Origin of the sequence: Paenibacillus sp. FSL H8-0261, assembly GCF_045040645.1 — a bacterium.
Taxonomy (GTDB): Bacteria; Bacillota; Bacilli; order Paenibacillales; family Paenibacillaceae; genus Paenibacillus_AQ.
Window position 1 is genome coordinate 2,624,133 of record NZ_CP150297.1, and the last position, 16,279, is coordinate 2,640,411.

The 16,279-nt window shown below is 45.6% G+C and carries 12 protein-coding genes and 2 pseudogenes; 10 read left to right on the forward strand and 4 right to left on the reverse strand.

Annotated features, from left to right (window positions below):
• Positions 1 to 129 precede the first annotated feature (129 nt).
• From cysK to MHI27_RS11335, 5 genes are all read left to right on the forward strand, one after another.
• Positions 130 to 1,050, forward strand: coding sequence for a cysteine synthase A (gene cysK, locus MHI27_RS11315; protein WP_405176267.1), 921 nt, complete (start codon positions 130 to 132; stop codon positions 1,048 to 1,050).
• A 20-nt stretch (positions 1,051 to 1,070) separates the two neighbouring features.
• The gene (locus MHI27_RS11320) at positions 1,071 to 2,030 is read left to right on the forward strand and encodes a hypothetical protein (protein ID WP_405176268.1); all 960 of its coding nucleotides are present in this window, start codon (positions 1,071 to 1,073) and stop codon (positions 2,028 to 2,030) included.
• 245 nt (positions 2,031 to 2,275) lie between these two features.
• Entirely contained in the window at positions 2,276 to 3,094 is an 819-nt protein-coding gene (locus MHI27_RS11325; RefSeq protein WP_042187187.1) for a sensor histidine kinase, read from the forward strand.
• Positions 3,091 to 3,756: a response regulator gene (locus MHI27_RS11330; RefSeq protein ID WP_405176269.1), complete on the forward strand. Its 666-nt coding sequence runs from the start codon at positions 3,091 to 3,093 to the stop codon at positions 3,754 to 3,756. The genes MHI27_RS11325 and MHI27_RS11330 overlap by 4 nt, the downstream gene beginning before the upstream one ends.
• Before the next feature lie 50 nt (positions 3,757 to 3,806).
• Complete coding sequence (locus MHI27_RS11335; RefSeq protein ID WP_379421935.1) at positions 3,807 to 4,454, forward strand: DUF1775 domain-containing protein; 648 nt, start codon at positions 3,807 to 3,809, stop codon at positions 4,452 to 4,454.
• Between the two features lie 215 nt (positions 4,455 to 4,669).
• On the opposite strand, the gene MHI27_RS11340 is transcribed toward MHI27_RS11335, so the two are convergent.
• From MHI27_RS11340 to MHI27_RS11350, 3 genes are read right to left on the reverse strand one after another with little or no spacing between them, the layout of a single operon-like run.
• Entirely contained in the window at positions 4,670 to 6,577 is a 1,908-nt protein-coding gene (locus MHI27_RS11340) for a CotH kinase family protein (protein ID WP_405176270.1), read from the reverse strand.
• Between the two features lie 29 nt (positions 6,578 to 6,606).
• The gene (locus tag MHI27_RS11345; RefSeq protein WP_340974816.1) at positions 6,607 to 7,314 is read right to left on the reverse strand and encodes a DUF4956 domain-containing protein; all 708 of its coding nucleotides are present in this window, start codon (positions 7,312 to 7,314) and stop codon (positions 6,607 to 6,609) included.
• A gap of 23 nt (positions 7,315 to 7,337) precedes the next feature.
• A complete protein-coding gene (locus tag MHI27_RS11350) occupies positions 7,338 to 8,051 on the reverse strand; it encodes a polyphosphate polymerase domain-containing protein (protein ID WP_076298420.1) in 714 nt (237 codons plus the stop codon).
• 219 nt (positions 8,052 to 8,270) lie between these two features.
• Between MHI27_RS11350 and MHI27_RS11355 the strand changes: the two genes are divergently transcribed.
• The 3 genes and pseudogenes from MHI27_RS11355 to MHI27_RS11365 all read left to right on the forward strand — a co-directional run.
• Positions 8,271 to 9,512, forward strand: coding sequence for a purple acid phosphatase family protein (locus tag MHI27_RS11355; protein WP_405176271.1), 1,242 nt, complete (start codon positions 8,271 to 8,273; stop codon positions 9,510 to 9,512).
• A gap of 366 nt (positions 9,513 to 9,878) precedes the next feature.
• Positions 9,879 to 13,035, forward strand: a pseudogene (locus MHI27_RS11360) (X2-like carbohydrate binding domain-containing protein); the annotation flags it as partial.
• Positions 13,036 to 13,064: 29 nt separating this feature from the next.
• A pseudogene (locus MHI27_RS11365) lies at positions 13,065 to 13,787 on the forward strand (X2-like carbohydrate binding domain-containing protein); the annotation flags it as partial.
• A gap of 343 nt (positions 13,788 to 14,130) precedes the next feature.
• Here the strand turns inward: MHI27_RS11365 and MHI27_RS11370 are convergent.
• On the reverse strand, positions 14,131 to 14,871 hold the full coding sequence (locus tag MHI27_RS11370; RefSeq protein WP_405176272.1) for an SDR family NAD(P)-dependent oxidoreductase: 741 nt from the start codon (positions 14,869 to 14,871) through the stop codon (positions 14,131 to 14,133).
• A gap of 131 nt (positions 14,872 to 15,002) precedes the next feature.
• Between MHI27_RS11370 and MHI27_RS11375 the strand changes: the two genes are divergently transcribed.
• Positions 15,003 to 15,896: a LysR family transcriptional regulator gene (locus MHI27_RS11375; RefSeq protein ID WP_405176273.1), complete on the forward strand. Its 894-nt coding sequence runs from the start codon at positions 15,003 to 15,005 to the stop codon at positions 15,894 to 15,896.
• A 49-nt stretch (positions 15,897 to 15,945) separates the two neighbouring features.
• The gene (locus MHI27_RS11380; RefSeq protein WP_042187201.1) at positions 15,946 to 16,245 is read left to right on the forward strand and encodes a hypothetical protein; all 300 of its coding nucleotides are present in this window, start codon (positions 15,946 to 15,948) and stop codon (positions 16,243 to 16,245) included.
• Positions 16,246 to 16,279: the final 34 nt, after the last annotated feature.

Consider the following 16,279-nt stretch of genomic DNA (forward strand, 5'->3'; position numbering starts at 1 on the left):
TGAAGCCGCCTACCCATAAATTTGGGAGGCGGCTTTTTAACTTAGGGAGCTTGCAAGCTCCAGAATCGACAGGAGGTGCCACTCAAGTTACAATGAAGGGTATGTAAAGTAATGAAGGAGGCGCTATATATGACACCACTAGTTGTTAACAATATAACTGAGCTGATTGGGAATACACCGGTTGTGCGACTAAATCGGTTGACCACCCCCCAAGATGCAGACCTATATGTAAAGCTGGAACGCTTCAATCCCAGTGGCAGTGTAAAGGATAGAGCAGCTTATAATCTGATCCTGCAAGCAGAACTAGCCGGGCTGCTGAAGCCCGGAGGGACCATTATAGAGCCGACAAGCGGAAATACAGGCATTGGATTGGCTATGAATGCCGCTGCAAAAGGCTATAAAGCGATTCTTGTCATGCCTGACAATATGACGAAGGAACGAATCAACATTCTAAAGGCTTACGGCGCTGAAGTTGTTCTGACTCCTGCAGCGGAGCGGATGCCGGGAGCTATAACAAAAGCAATCGAGCTGGGGAAAGAAGTGGCAAACAGCTTTATTCCACAGCAATTTGAGAACAAAGCGAACCCTGACATTCACCGTACTACGACAGCTATTGAAATTATGGAGCAAATGGAAGGGAAGCTGGACGTGTTCGTTGCTTCTTCGGGAACAGGTGGTACGATAACTGGAACTGGGGAAGTGTTGCGTGAGCAGCTTCCAGATATTCGTATTCTAGTTGTTGAGCCGCAGGGCTCACCAGTGTTATCTGGTGGAAAGCCTGGACCGCATAAGCTGGTTGGAACCAGTCCGGGCTTTATACCCACCATTCTGAATACAAAGGTCTACGATGAAATTGTTCAAGTTTCGGATGAAGATGCACTGAATACCGTGAGAATGCTGGCAGCACAGGAAGGGATTCTGCTTGGCCCATCAGGTGGAGCCGCAGTATGGACAGCATTGCAGGAAGCACGGTGCCTCGGGGCCGGCAAGCGAGTGCTATGTATTGCACCTGATGCGGGGGAACGTTACCTGAGCATGGGAATATTCTAACTTCGTTTGGAGGAAAAAGAATGAATAAGCTTATGGCAAGTTTCTTTATTGTTCTTATGTTGGTGGGTTGTTCCAGCAACAACTCTTTGACCAGTGATGGCGATCATGTTGAGTCTACACCGGAAAAAAGTGCGGAAACTGTACTGCCTTCACCAACTCTTCCTCCAAGCGCAGAGCCATTACCAACTCCAAGCAAGCAGAAGACTGAAGCATATCTAGATACTGAGAAGCTGAAGACGAATTTTGGCTTTGCGGATGCAGAGGGGCGGAATATTCTAGTTACCGGGCATGAAAAAGGGCTGGATCAGGAGATGGCACAATTAAATGAGGCTATTGGTGATCAGGGGAATGTGTTAAAGGTTAAATTTAATAAATGGCAGGATGGAACAGAGAACAGCAATGGCCGGGAGATGGCACATAATTTTGTAAATCTGGCGGGTTATCTTTTTACGGTGGAAGAAGCAAGTGCGACCCCGGATGAAACCTACTATTTGACGGATCAAACAGACTTTAAGGTTGATACGCTTTTGCCTATTGAATCCTTAGAGGGTCAAGAAGCTTTATCTACTGTGGAAGAAAGTATTCGACAGCGTATTGTAGATACGAAAAAACGTGAAATTCAGAAAATATGGAAGCTGGCAGACCTATCTACAGATCGACAGCTGTATCTCGTTCAATTCGTAAGGCTGGATCAGAATATGTTATTTAGTCTCGTTTGGAAAGAAAAAGATGAATTTACCTTCATGGACTATCCAGCGGTGATTCAAGGAGATGAATATTCGGTCTGGCGGGTGGATGATGGCGGAGAGGTTATCCCTGAAATGTTCTCCATCCTTTTTGCTGCTGATACCTCAGAGGGCCCATTACTCGGACTGAATTGGTGGGGCTCAGAGGGAGTAAATACGTTTTTTCTGAAAAAAGAGGGAGATTCGTTTAAAGAAATGGATATCCAATATGGACGTTATACTTCACCACTTTAGGTAGGATTTCGCAGTAAAAGTAGAAATGATTGGGTGCATCGTGAGATGTATCTTTTTTTTGCTACAATATAAGAAAGCCTGCTTATGATATTATGAATGTCAGCAATCACCTTTTAAAATACTTAAATTTGTAACATTAATGGGTCTATATAGCCCGATCGAGTCATGTCGCTTAGATGAGACGGTGATATTGTTAAGCATAAGATGTGCAGGAGGGGACGGCAACGTATAAACAAATAAAGTATATGATCCTGTTATTGCCAACGCTAATGGTGGGGATCTGGGAGATTGTGCGTCACCAGTTTCTAATGCCTTATATTTCTATGGATTTGGGGAACTATTTGACGCCAGTCCTGGTGTTTTTAGTCAGTCTTGTGTTGCTCGTCCCTTTGTTCTCTCTTATGGAACGGAATCAGCGGGAGCTGGAGCAGGAACGTGCGCTTAAAGATGCAATGAAGGCTCGGGAAGGACTTGCCAAAGAACTGCATGATGGAATGGCGCAATCTTTATTTCTCTTATCTGTCAAAATCGACCGGCTAGAAGCAAGCCGCAAGAATGGTGAGGTCAGTGAGGAAAATGTGGATCAGATCAAAAAGACGGTCCATGAGGTGAACCGTTATGTGCGGCAGGCCATTGCCAATCTGAAGATTCCGGTCTCAGAGCAGAGTTCTTTTTCATTGGAACAGTCGGTAAAAGATCAGCTAGCCCAGATGGCGAACGAGATTATGATCGAAGCCTCTCTCGAATGGAGCCTGCAAGATGATGCGCTCTCCCCTTCGGAAAAATCAGAATTGTTATCCTGTATTCGCGAAGCGATCATTAATGTTCGTAAGCATACGCGAGCTGGACTGGTTTCAATTACTGGCGCTGGCGATGAGAAGAACTGGAGGGTAGTTGTTACAGACAATGGAGAAGGATTTCAGTATGATCCATTTGAAGTGAGTGGCAGCTACGGACTTCAGATCATGAAGGAACGTGTCGAGGGGATGGGCTGGAAGCTTAGGCTGACTTCTGGTGACACAGGCACCCAGGTTGAAATTACGAAAGGGGAAGTCAGTCCATGAGCCGATACCGGGTTTTAGTTGTAGATGACCATGCGCATGCACGTGAGGCGATGTGCGAGATTTTGTCCATGGATGATAGTTTTGAGGTCATTGGAGTAGTGGAGAGTGGTGCTGAAGCGATCGCTTTCACAGCCCAGTGGATGCCTGATCTCATCCTAATCGATATTCAGATGCCGGAAATGGACGGGCTGGAGACGACTCGCCGGATCAAGCAGGAATATCCTTATGTCAAAATCGTTATCGTTACCGTATCGGACGAAATTTCCCACCTCCTCGAAGCGCTAAAGCAAGGAGCACAGGGGTATTTGCTAAAGAATCTGGCACCTTCCACCTGGATTCAATATTTGCAGGCCATTGTTAATGAAGAAGCACCGCTTAGTCGGGAGCTGGCTTTTCAAATCTTGAAGGAGTTCACCGTACCCTCTGTAACGGATGAAGGGGAGTCGTTGACGACTAGAGAGAAAGAAATTTTAAGCTGTGTATCTTCTGGATCAAAAAACAAGGAGATTGCAGTGAGCTTGGGGATTTCGGAGCATACCGTAAAAAACCATTTGAAGAACATCCTCCAAAAGCTGCAACTCCAAAACCGAACGCAGCTGACGCGTTATGCCTTGGAGCAAGGGCTTGCTTCGCGTAAACGAGATTTTTCGAAAGATGTATAGCAGGGAATTAAGGACGAAGATATATAATTATTGATGAGAAGAGGCTAACTATGAACAGATTATCTCGCAAAATAATGACGTTATTCGCACCAGCTGCAGCAACACTGTTATTGTTCGCAGCAGTGGCTAGCGCGCACGTAACCGTGGCACCAGCACAATCTAGCACGGGGGCATGGGAGACTTATACATTAAAGGTTCCTTCGGAAAAAGACGTGGCAACTGTACAAGTTGATCTACGAGTTCCAGCAGGTGCCGAGTTTAAACAATATGAGGCTACACCCGGATGGGATGTTACCATTGAGGGGAATAAGGTTAGCTGGATAGCTAATGGTGAGGGCATTCAGAAGGGGCAATTCCAACGCTTCTACTTTACGGCCAAGAACCCTGATGGCGCTGGCGACATTGCATGGGATGCTTATCAGCACTATGCCGATGGAAGCTTGGTGCAATGGTCCGGTGAGGCTGGAACAGAGAATCCGCATTCCATTACTACAATTGTACAAGCTTCCGGTGGGGATGAACATTCTCACGGTTCCAATGTCAAGAGCGATTCCATGAGCATGGAAGAGCATAATGCTATTATGAAAGATGAGGAAAAATCAAACAGTGTCAATCCAATGGTCTACATCGCAGTCGGGATATCTTTACTTGCCTTTTTAATAGCGGCTATAAGTATATTGCGCGGGCGGAAAGAGTAAGCGGAGATCGTTGGATTCCGTGATCTGAGTTGGATACTTTGATAAGAGAAAAGTTTGAATTTATAACTGTGAACAGTCTCGAGTGAAGTTTGAGACTGTTCACGGTTTTTTTGTGGAAATTTGGCAATATGATCTTTAGGACATGAAAGAAGCCCCAGCCGATAAACGACGGGAGCTTCTTTTATGTTTTTTTGTTGTGAATTACTTTTACTTGGCTACAGCCGTTTCCGCTTATAGAAGGTCACAAAGACTGCAGTCAGCAGTAAGAGAAGTATCGCGACCCCAGTAGTGATGGCTTCACTCGTGCTGCCTTTTTGCTGCATAGCGCCAGCACTGCCGCCAAAGTTACCACCCATGCCACCAGGCATACCGCCACCCATTCCGCCACCGCCAGGGCCATTTCCGCCTTCAGGGATAGCTGGTCCACCCATGGCACCCGGTGCACCGCCAGGCCCTCCAGTGAATCCACCTTGAGCGGCTTGCCCATCGGTATTGGTCTGCGCACCCTGAGCGGCTTGCCCGTCGGTGTTGGTTTGACCACCTTGAGCAGCTTGCCCGCCAGCTGTTGCTTGCGTGTTACTGCCGGGACCCGCGCCGGCATCAGGGATAGCCGGACCGCCCATGGCACCGGGCTCACCGCCTGCGCCGCCCTGAGGAGCCTGCCCATCCGTGGCAGCTTGCCCGCTTTCGGCGTTCGGTGCAGCACCACCCGCGCTCTGATCCGCCCCCGCGCCAGTCTGCCCGTTACCCGCGCCGTTCGCGCCTTCTCCAGCACCAGCGCCATTCCTAGCACCACCTCCAAAGCCGCCGCCGCCCATGCCACCACCCATACCGCTTCCCGATCCGTCACCGGAGGAAGGGATGGTTCCGTCGAGCTGCTGCTGGATATTTTTAGCCATGTTCGACATGAAGGTCTTAACAGACTTAATCCCTTCTTCATATTGCTCGAAGGTGTAGAAAGCAGAAGGATCTGCTTTGACATAGCTGGAAATCATCATGTCCAGCTGATCCATTCTAGTTTGGAACGTATCATCAGCTAGATAGCCATTAATCATTTCGCTGACGATTTCGTGATATTTCGCTTTGTATTCGTCGTTAGCAAGTAGCTTCGCAATCAGAGGACGTTCAGCCAGCGTGCCTTGTGTAGGCTCGTCAATCAGTACGTCTGCGCTGCCCATGCCGCCAAAAGCCATATTATAATCCCACGGCAGGATCGAGAAGACGCCTTCGTCTTCATATAAGTAATAATTTTGTTTATTACCACCTAAATAACTGTCCATATTTGCCGTGACCGCATTTAGAGCGATATACTTCAGCGATTCCTCTACGTCGATGTATTTTTCATAATCGGTGCCGTTATTAAGCTCATTCAGCATATCGATCAGAATATCATCGTTAGATTTATCCGACTTCATTACTAATCCGGTATAGAGGGAAGGGTCGTCACCAAGCCAAGTCAAGTCACTGCCCTGACCGGTCATTTCCCCTTTATAAAGTGCGCCGTAAGAGTTCCCGAAATTGCGTTCCAAATATGCGTCGCCGATCTGTTCCACCGCGACGTAGAAGCCCTTCAGTTCATCGTTGACGTATACATTAACGAAGGAATATTTCGGCGTCGGGAGTCCGACACTCTCAGCGAGCTCATAGGTCAGAAATTCACGCATATAAGAAGCATCGCTGTAATTGTTATTCAGGTTGATCTTAGTGATGCCGAATAAATTCTGGTTTACGTACTCATCAAAAGAAATTTTGAAGCTGTACCGATCAGAGTCTGTCATCTGTACTACACTTCTGAGACTAAGATTTCCTTTGGTCCGCACGGCAACGTTATCGAATTTAACGCCGTTGTACTCAACCGATGCGGTTTTATATTCTTCCGCGCTGGCATTATCCAGCATATCCTGAAAATCATCCGGGTCCAAAGTGATTTTGACATCGACGACCTTATCTTTTGGAAAGACCTGCTCGTCTAGATTTTTCTCGTCGCTCGAGACTACCTTATCCTTAGAATCTGTTGCAGTTTCGTTTGTTGCCGATGGACTTGCGTTCTGGCACCCAGCTACGGCGATGACCAGCAGCAGGCAACAAAGACTCAGCAGGATAGATTTACCTCTTGCTTTCATCTGGGGCACCGCCTTTCATCTTATTGTGTTTAGGATACATAGTCGCCGCTATAGCTAATCAGAAGTGCATTTTTTACACCTTTAAGGTCGGAAACTGTGTTGACAAAGCCACCTACTTTATCATCCAGACGAAGCTCTAGTGTTAATTCGATATTGTTTGCAGATACTGTTTTTTGCTTCACGTTGTAGCGTTTCACGGATTTGGTGATATGGCTGTGGACTTCACGTTCACTCTCGTCGCTATCACAGTTAATGACTAGCAAGTATGGTGTTTCGATAGAAGAATGTTTTATGAAGAGGAACAGAATTAGACCTATGATGATTGAACCCACAATAGCCAAAGTGAAGAAGCCTGCGCCAGTTACAATCCCTGCTACTGCTGCCCAGAATAAGAAGATCAGATCTGTTGGATCTTTGATCGGCGTTCTGAAACGAACGATGGACAATGCGCCGACCATACCGAGGGACAGCACAAGATTAGAGTTGATGGCGATAATGACAGTGGCTGTAATCATGGTCATGCCCATTAGCGAGACGTTGAAGCTTTTGGAGTATAACACTCCGCTAAATACACGTTTATAGAGAAGGTAAATAAAGTAGCCAATCAGAAAAGCCACACCTAACGTGATTAGCATTTTCGAGATGCTTATATCGGAGACAAAGTTGTCTATCACCGAGTTTTTAATGATATCTGAAAAAGTATTTGTGGTTGTATCTGTTGTTGCGGTTGCTGCCATTGTTGCTAGTGATGCATTCATAATCAATAATCCTCCCAAGTGTTGGTTTTTAAGAATTTGCGGCAGATCACATATTTTGAAGCGGACTGTCTGTTCAGCCCCTCTAACTGCAGCGCAATCTTAATGTATTCCGGAATGTACTCATCGAATTTCACTTCAAAAATAATAAAGTTCTCATCAATCGCCCGAATCGGATGCAAATCCTTATCAAAAATATCCGTCGAATGCAGACCGGTACGTAATTCTTTATCGAACGTGATCCGCACGTTGCCGTTGTGGCAAACATAGGGCTCGCGAACATAATCCACGATGACCTTCGGCCGAAGAAGGTTATGGCGCATCTGATTGTATAATTCCATGAACAGTGGACTGTCCGGGACATTCAGGACCTCATAGTTACCTGCCATGATCTCGTCGTACATTTGACGGGTCAGCGGCTCTTTAATTTTGGCGATATAATCGTCCATTTTGATTTTTTTCTCAAAGTGAATGATGTTGTCTTGAATGTTGTAGATACGAATACGATATTTGGCGCGTTCTCTGAGACCTCCGAGTTTGTCGGCAAGCGCCGAGTTGTTGATGTCGTCAAAATACAAACTGCGGATATGATATTCGCCACTTTCATTGGCATGCTGGTCTGTATCAATCAAACTCTGTAATCGTTGGCGTAATACAAGGTATTGATGATAGTTAATGAAGAATTTTAGTTCATGCCGGAATTGAAGCTTGTTACTCATTTTCCCACCTCGTTTCTATCTCTATCTCTGTCGTTGGCTAACCTTGTTGCACAACTAATTCTAGGAGACAGACCTTATGCTTAACTTAAAATAGACTGAATGTTAGCTGAATGTTTTACACTGCGTTAACAAAAGTATAGATCTATAGATTTGACTTCTGACTTTCTGGAAGGCTATCTTAGTTAGAAGACTAGAGAGAAAAATGAAGGAGGAGCCGTGATGAAAGACTATAAATTCGCCATCATCCTAGGGATAGTAGTGATTGTTCTGATCTTGGTGGCTGTTGGGATGGAGTGGTCCAAATCCGGGAGCTCCAAGAAATCATCAGCCCCGTATGATCTTGTTACCACCTTTAAGGGAGATGTGGGAACGAGTCGTGCGTTTACTTGGTATACTAGCGATTCCAATTCCGCAGGAGTTCTGGAGTTAGTAAAGGGACAGATGTCCTCTTTTGTAGAATCGGATGTACTAAGGGTAGAAGCAAATAGTAGCGCCATCAAAACGGACCATGGTCCCAGAGGTGTTCACAAAGCGGAGGTTACAGGACTTGAACCTGGGACGTTATATTCTTACAGAGTGGGCAGCGGGCTTGAGGGAGGATGGAGTTCAGTTGCGGAATTTACCACGGAAGAGGTTGGACTAGATAGTGTTACGTTTATCAACGTCGCGGATTCTCAAGGGGAGAGGGCGGATGATTTTAAACTGTGGGGGAAGACATTGAGCAAGGCCTTTCAGACCTTTCCAGAGGCCAAGTTTATTGTGCATAATGGTGACTTAACGGAGGACCCGGAGGATTCGGCGGGCTGGGATCAATTTTTTGGTAACGTGCAAGGCTTGCTTTCTGCGATACCCTTAATGCCTGTTACGGGAAATCATGATCAGGTTGATGACGATGCGACGGACTTTACTTCTCATTTCAACCTGCCAGATAACGGGGCAAAAGGTTCTATTGCGGGCACCTCGTATTCCTTCGATTACGGTCCTGTACATGTGTCTGTATTGAATACGGAGAGCAATTTGAAAAAGCAAGCTGAGTGGCTGAAGCAAGATTTGAAGAGCACGGATAAGGAATGGAAGATTGTTGCGATGCACCGTCCGGCATACGGGGGCAATTCATATAAGAAGGTTGAAGATTGGACGGATATTTTTGATACATATGAGGTCGATCTGGTGCTGCAGGGTCATAATCATGAGTACTCCAGATCCTACCCTTTGCGGGCTGGAAAAATCGTTCCTGAAGGTGAGAATCCGGTAGGTGCTAAAAAAGGTACGGTATATGTGGTGACCAATGCATCTGGTGGGAAGTTTAATGAGAAAAAAGAAGATCAGTTCTATCATGCGGTGCATTTTCAAAACTACAAGCAAATGTTCGCAGGGATTAGTGTTACCAAGGATAGTTTGACTTATCAGGCTTATGATGTGGATGGTAAGATGCTGGATGAATTTGTGCTTACGCATTAACCAGTAGTAGCTTTCTTCACCGTTAGGGTGGAGAGGGCTTTTTTGGGATTCTTCTGGATTTTTGATTTGACACTCCTCTTAGGGGAGGCATTTATGCTTGTGAAATGTAATCTAAGGTGTGAAAATGGTACGATTTTTAGAGACAAACTTCATGAAAATACAACCATTTTCTATCGATTATGAAAAACATTACCATTATAATGAAAGCGTTATCAGAAAAATTAAATAGTCGAATTTAGGGGGGAGGGAAGAAGCAGGGATACAGAGTAGGAGGAAAGCAAAAGCAAACCAATAAAATTGTAGGAGGCGTAAAACGTGATTCGTAATCGTATCCGAAAAACTGGATTGTTAATCCTGCTTGGCGCGATGATAGGCTCTTTATTCTCTGCATTCCCAGCTACTACTCATGCGGCCGCAAGTGAACCTTACAATTGGAAGAGTGTTGTAACGGGAGCCGGCGGTGGTTTTGTACCCGGAATTATTTTCAATCAGTCCGAACCCAATTTAATTTATGCCAGAACAGATATCGGGGGTGCGTATCGATGGAATCAGGCTACCTCTAGTTGGACTTCGATTAGTGACTCCGTAGGCTGGGTCGATTGGAATAAGAATGGTGTAGATGCCCTTGCTACAGATCCTATTGATCCGAATAAAGTCTATATGGCAACAGGTACTTATACTAACTCCTGGGATAATAACGGTCAGATCATGCGCTCTAGTGACCGGGGAAACACCTGGCAAACCACTCCGCTGCCTTTTAAGGTAGGTGGCAATATGCCGGGCCGCTCTGCGGGTGAACGCCTCGTCATTGACCCGAATAAGAATAATATTTTATTCTTCGGAGCCAGAAGTGGCAATGGGCTCTGGAAAAGTACGGACTCCGGTGTTACTTGGTCGAAGGTAACCTCCTTTACGAATGTAGGAACATATATTCAGAATCCGACACTGGATTATGGAAATGATCTCGTTGGCTTATCCTGGATTACGTTCGATAAGAGCACAGGAACACTTGGCAATGCGACTCAAACGATATATGTAGGGGTTGCCGATACAGCAAGCAGCGTATATCGAAGTACAGATGGAGGCGTAACTTGGACAGCTCTGGCAGGACAACCTTCAGGCTACTTGCCACATCATGGCGTGCTTTCATCTACAGGCGATCTGTATATTACTTATAGCAATGGTGTAGGTCCTTATGACGGAAGTAAAGGTGAGGTTTGGAAATACAATAAAACAAGCGGTGCATGGACGAACATCAGTCCTTCAACCGGAACGGATAATTGGTATGGCTTCGGTGGTTTAGCTGTGGATGCACAGAATCCTAACACAGTTATGGTATCCAGTTTAAACGCTTGGTGGCCTGATGAAGTGATTTTCCGCAGTACTAACGGTGGTGCAACATGGAGCCGAATTTGGGACTGGGGCAATTATCCAGAACGAACTTATAAGTTCAGTATGGATATCACAGCAGCACCTTGGCTCGATCACGGAACGACTTCGACCTCTCTTGATCCTTCACCAAAACTGGGCTGGATGATGGGCGATCTGGAAATTGATCCTTTCAACTCTAACCGGATGATGTATGGTACGGGGGCCACCATTTATGGCTCGAACAATTTGACCTCATGGGATACCGGAGGCAAGGTGAATATCTCGGTTATGGCCAAGGGTGTGGAGGAAACGGCTGTGCTCGGACTGATAAGCCCGCCAACGGGAACCTCCCATTTGATCACTGCACTTGGTGACGTTTCTGGTTTCCGTCATGAGGATTTGTCGGTAGCTCCAACTAAATTCCAGACCAGTCCTTCATGGGCAACAACAATGAGTATCGATTATGCAGAGTTGAGTCCATCTTATATGGTACGGGTAGGCAGTGCAGATAAAGAGAAGACACCAAGTATGAAATCCATTGGTATCTCTAACGATGGTGGTGTGAACTGGTACATGCCAAATTCCGAACCGTCAAATGGCACCAAAACAACAGTAGGGCATGGACAAGTAGCTGTGTCTGCAAGTGGGAACTCTATTTTGTGGAGCACCTCGGATATTGGTGTGTACTACTCCAAAACAACAGGTAACTCTTGGACAGCAAGCGCCGGATTACCTGCAGGAGCAAAAGTAGCATCTGACCGAGTGAATGCTAACAAATTTTATGGTTTTTTTGCTGGGGTCTTCTATGTTAGTGTGGATGGCGGAGCTACATTTACTGCCACTTCAGCTTCAGGTTTCCCAACCAATAATGTAGCTGGATTACAGCCGAATGAAGCTCAGATCAGCATGAAGGCAGTACCAGGTATTGAAGGTGACATCTGGTTTGCAGGAGGAAATACGACTGAGAATAAGTATGGTTTGTGGCACTCCACGAACTCTGGTGCGAGCTTCACGAAGTTAACCAACGTACAAGAAGCTGATCTCATTGGTTATGGAAAGGCTGCGCCGGGTCAAACTTACATGGCACTGTACACGGTAGCGAAGATTGATGGCGTGCGGGGTGTCTTCCGTTCCGATGATGTTGGCGCAACTTGGGTTCGTATTAATGACGATGCCCACCAATACGCCAAGATTAATATGGCGATTACTGGTGACCCAAGAATTTACGGACGTGTATATCTCGGAACGAATGGCCGAGGCACATTGTATGCTGATCCTGTCAATCTACCAGCTACAGGCTCAACCATTACTCCAACAACTGCAAGCTTTGATAAGAAAACAGCGAATCAGGCCGACGTCTCAGTAACGCTGACACTGAATGGAAATACGCTCAGCACGATCAAGAACGGAACGGCGACATTGGTTACTGGTACAGATTATACGGTCAGTGGATCTACTGTGACCATTAAAAAAACGTATCTAGCGACGCAAGCGGTAGGAACAACCACGCTGACGTTTAGCTTTAGCGCAGGGGCTAATCAATCATTGGCGGTTGCGGTGACGGATACGACAACACCAGTAAGTAACTCCACGATAACACCAACAACCGCAAGCTTTGATAAGAAAACAGCGAATCAGGCCGACGTCGCAGTAACCATGACGCTGAATGGAAACACGCTCAGCACAATCAAGAACGGAACGGCAAGCCTTGCAGCTGGAACGGACTATACTGTCAGCGGTTCAACAGTAACCCTTAAAAAGGCGTATCTAGCGACGCAAGCGGTAGGAACGACCACGCTGACATTCAGCTTTAGCGCAGGTGCGACGCAATCCTTAGCGGTTGCGGTGACGGATACGACAACACCAGTACCCAACTCCACGATAACCCCGACAATAGCAGGCTTTGATAAGAAAACTACGAATCAAGCAGACGTAGCAGTAACTATGACGTTGAACGGAAACACGCTCAGCACGATCAAAAACGGAACGGCGACATTGGTTACTGGTACAGATTACACGGTCAGTGGATCTACTGTGACCATTAAAAAAGCGTATCTAGCGACGCAAGCGGTAGGGACGACCACGCTGACGTTCAGCTTTAGCGCAGGAGCGACGCAATCCTTAGCGGTTGCGGTAACGGATACGACAACACCAGTAACTAACTCCACGATAACCCCAACAATGGCAGGCTTTGATAAGAAAACTGCGAATCAAGCAGACGTAGCAGTAACTATGACGTTGAACGGAAATACGCTCAGCACGATCAAAAACGGAACAGCCACCCTCGTAGCAAGCACAGATTATACAGTGAGTGGTTCTACAGTAACGATCAAGAAAGAGTATCTGGCAACCCAAGCGTTGGGAAGCACTACGCTTACCTTTGAGTTTAGTGCAGGAACCACACAATCCTTGGTTGTCACGATTGCGGATACGACAGTAGCTCCTACTGCAGCATTGAAAGTACAGATGTATAATAGTTCATTGTCTGCTTCCGGAAATACGTTGAATCCAAAGTTCAAGCTGGTGAATACGAGCACAAGTGCTGTGACGCTCTCCGATGTGAAATTGAGATACTATTACACTATTGATGGTGAGAAGGCACAAAGCTTCTTCTGCGACTGGTCACAGGTGGGAAGCGCGAATGTAACAGGAACATTTGTAAAATTGCCAACAGCTAAAGCAAATGCGGATTATTATCTGGAGGTTGGTTTCTCAAGTGCAGCAGGTTCACTTGCGGCGGGTGCGAGTATCGACATTCAGGTGCGTGTGTCTAAAGAGGATTGGACGAATTACACTCAAACCGGAGATTATTCCTTTAATGCGGTAGATACCAACTATGTGGACTGGAGCAAAACACCAGCATACTTGTCAGGAAATATGATTTGGGGTAGTGAACCTAACTAAAGACGTCACCAATATTTATGCAATAGAGGCTGTCCTAGAAGTAGAGAATTCTACTTTTGAGGCAGCTTCTATCTTTATAAAATAGACCAAACGACGATCGTGTGAGCTAGAGAGGAATTAGGGAATAACTCCCTGAAAATAGCCGAGTTTAGCCTTAAATGAACGAAAACAGGGAATTCCTCCCTAAAAATCAGGGGAATTTCTTTATTTTCCAGCAAATCAGCTAAATTATAGGGAGGTTTTCCGTAATTACTATTTGGATGAGTAGATATATCAGAATTATAGGGAGAAATCCCCTAATTATTCAATCGGCGCTTCAATTGATATGCCATTTGTTTAGTTGTTACAACGTTTGTCCACTATCTACCGTAATGATCTGTCCGGTCATTGCTTCCTGTTCGAGTGTCGCGCAGACGAATTGAGCGATATCCTCAGTGGATGATATACGCTGGAGCAGCAGATTAGGTGCTAATTTATGCATCTGTTCTTCTCGACCAGACCACCATCTAGTAGCAACAGCTCCCGGTGCGACACAGTTCACTCTAATAGTTGGAGCTAGCGCATGGGCGAGAGATTTCGTGAGGCCATGAACAGCAGCTTTGGAGACCGCATAAGGAAGGGAAGAGCCTAAGCCAGTTTGTCCGGCGATGCTGCCGAGATTGACGATGGTGCCTGAACCGCTCATGTTCATATATGGTGCAACTGCTCTGGCGCAGAAAAACATTCCTTTCACATTTACATCATAGAGTTCATCCCAGACTTCCTCCGTTGCTTTTTCCAGATCACCCAGCGCAATATGTTTAGTAATACTGGCGTTATTCACCAGCAGATCTAACGTCCCAAAATGCTGAATAATCGAATGGACCATACTTCGCACTTCCTGATCCTTAGAAACATCGGCTTGTACTGCTATCGCTTGTCCACCTTGATTCATAATCGTATTCACGGTTTCATTAGCTTCCGCCTCGGATCTAGAATAGTTCACTGCAACAAGGGCTCCGCGTCGGGCTAATTCCAGACTTACAGCTTTGCCAATTCCAGTACCTCCACCAGTTACTAAGGCTACTTTATTGTTAAGATCCATCCTTATTCACTCCTTTGGTTGGCGTATGTTGTTGATATAGAGTATTCTATAGTGATTATTGGATTTCGTATAATTGAATTAATTGAAGGTTTGGTTCAATTTATTTGAAATAAGTAGTGGAGGGCTCAGGAATGGATCTAAAAACAATAAAAACCTTTCAAACCATTGTGAGTTCAGGAAGCTTTAACCGTGCAGCAGAGGAATTGAATTATGCCCAATCCACGGTCACGATGCAAATGCAGAGGCTTGAATCCGACTTAGGATGTCAACTGCTTGAGCGGGGAAAACAAATCTGCTTAACAGAAGCTGGTAGATTGTTTTATGAAGAGAGCTTACATATTGTTAAGGATATGGAGCGGTTGCAGAGCCGTTTGGTCGATTTGAAGATAGGTGAGGCTGGCAACCTCCGCATAGGGGTAACGGATCCGACGGCGAGCTATCGTTTGCCGCAGCTGTTAAGCAGCTTTATGACGCAGTTTCCGAAAGTGAAAGTCTCCGTGGAGATCGCGGGAACCGCTGCACTCAGTGAACTGCTTTTGCGAGGCGAAATTGATATGGCTGTATGTTCAGCGCCAGAGCTGGGTAAGGAGCTTTATTTTGAACCCTTATTTACGGAGGAATTTGTGTTACTTATGCCAGAAGAGCATCCGCTAGCTTCCAAGGAGAATATCACGCCAGAGGATTTACAGGATCATCGGTTACTTATTACGGCAGCAAACTGTCCTTATCGCAAAAAATTAGAAAGTGTGCTACAGGAATCAGGTGGTGCACCGTTCGATACTATGGAGATTGGAAGCATGTCGGCTCTAAAATATTTTGTGGAAAGTGGCTTAGGCGTCGCTCTTGTCCCTGAGATAGTCTTGAATCCGGCCCCTGCAGGAACGGTAGTGCGAAAACTGGAGGGAAAGGTTATCGATATGACCTGCGGTATCCTATGTAAACTTTCGGATTATCCCTTGAAGCTAGCGAGCTCCAGATTGTATCATTTTTTAAAGCAGGAGCTATCCGCGACAAGGATATTTTGAATTTTAAACGAATTGTATGTATTAGGAAAAAAAGAGAGGGCGGTGCTTGATGTTTTTAAGGAGAAAATTCAGTTTCTGGTTTTCGATTATTAGTATCATCATCTGTCTGGGTGATTATTTGGGGATTGAGATCGCAAACATCATTCTTGTACGACTTAATCCAATTATAGATACGCTGATCTTCATGAAGCCCTTTGCAAACTGGATGGTTGATGTTAATAATACTGAATGGGCTGCAAGCAGTATATTAATCAGCGTCAGATTTCCCACGTATGTAATTCATTTTGGGTCGTTCCTGATTCTAGGACTTCTTATAGATTATCTTATACATATATTTAAACAGAAGTAAAAAGCGAGCAGTATTAGCCGAGATGAGGAAAGGT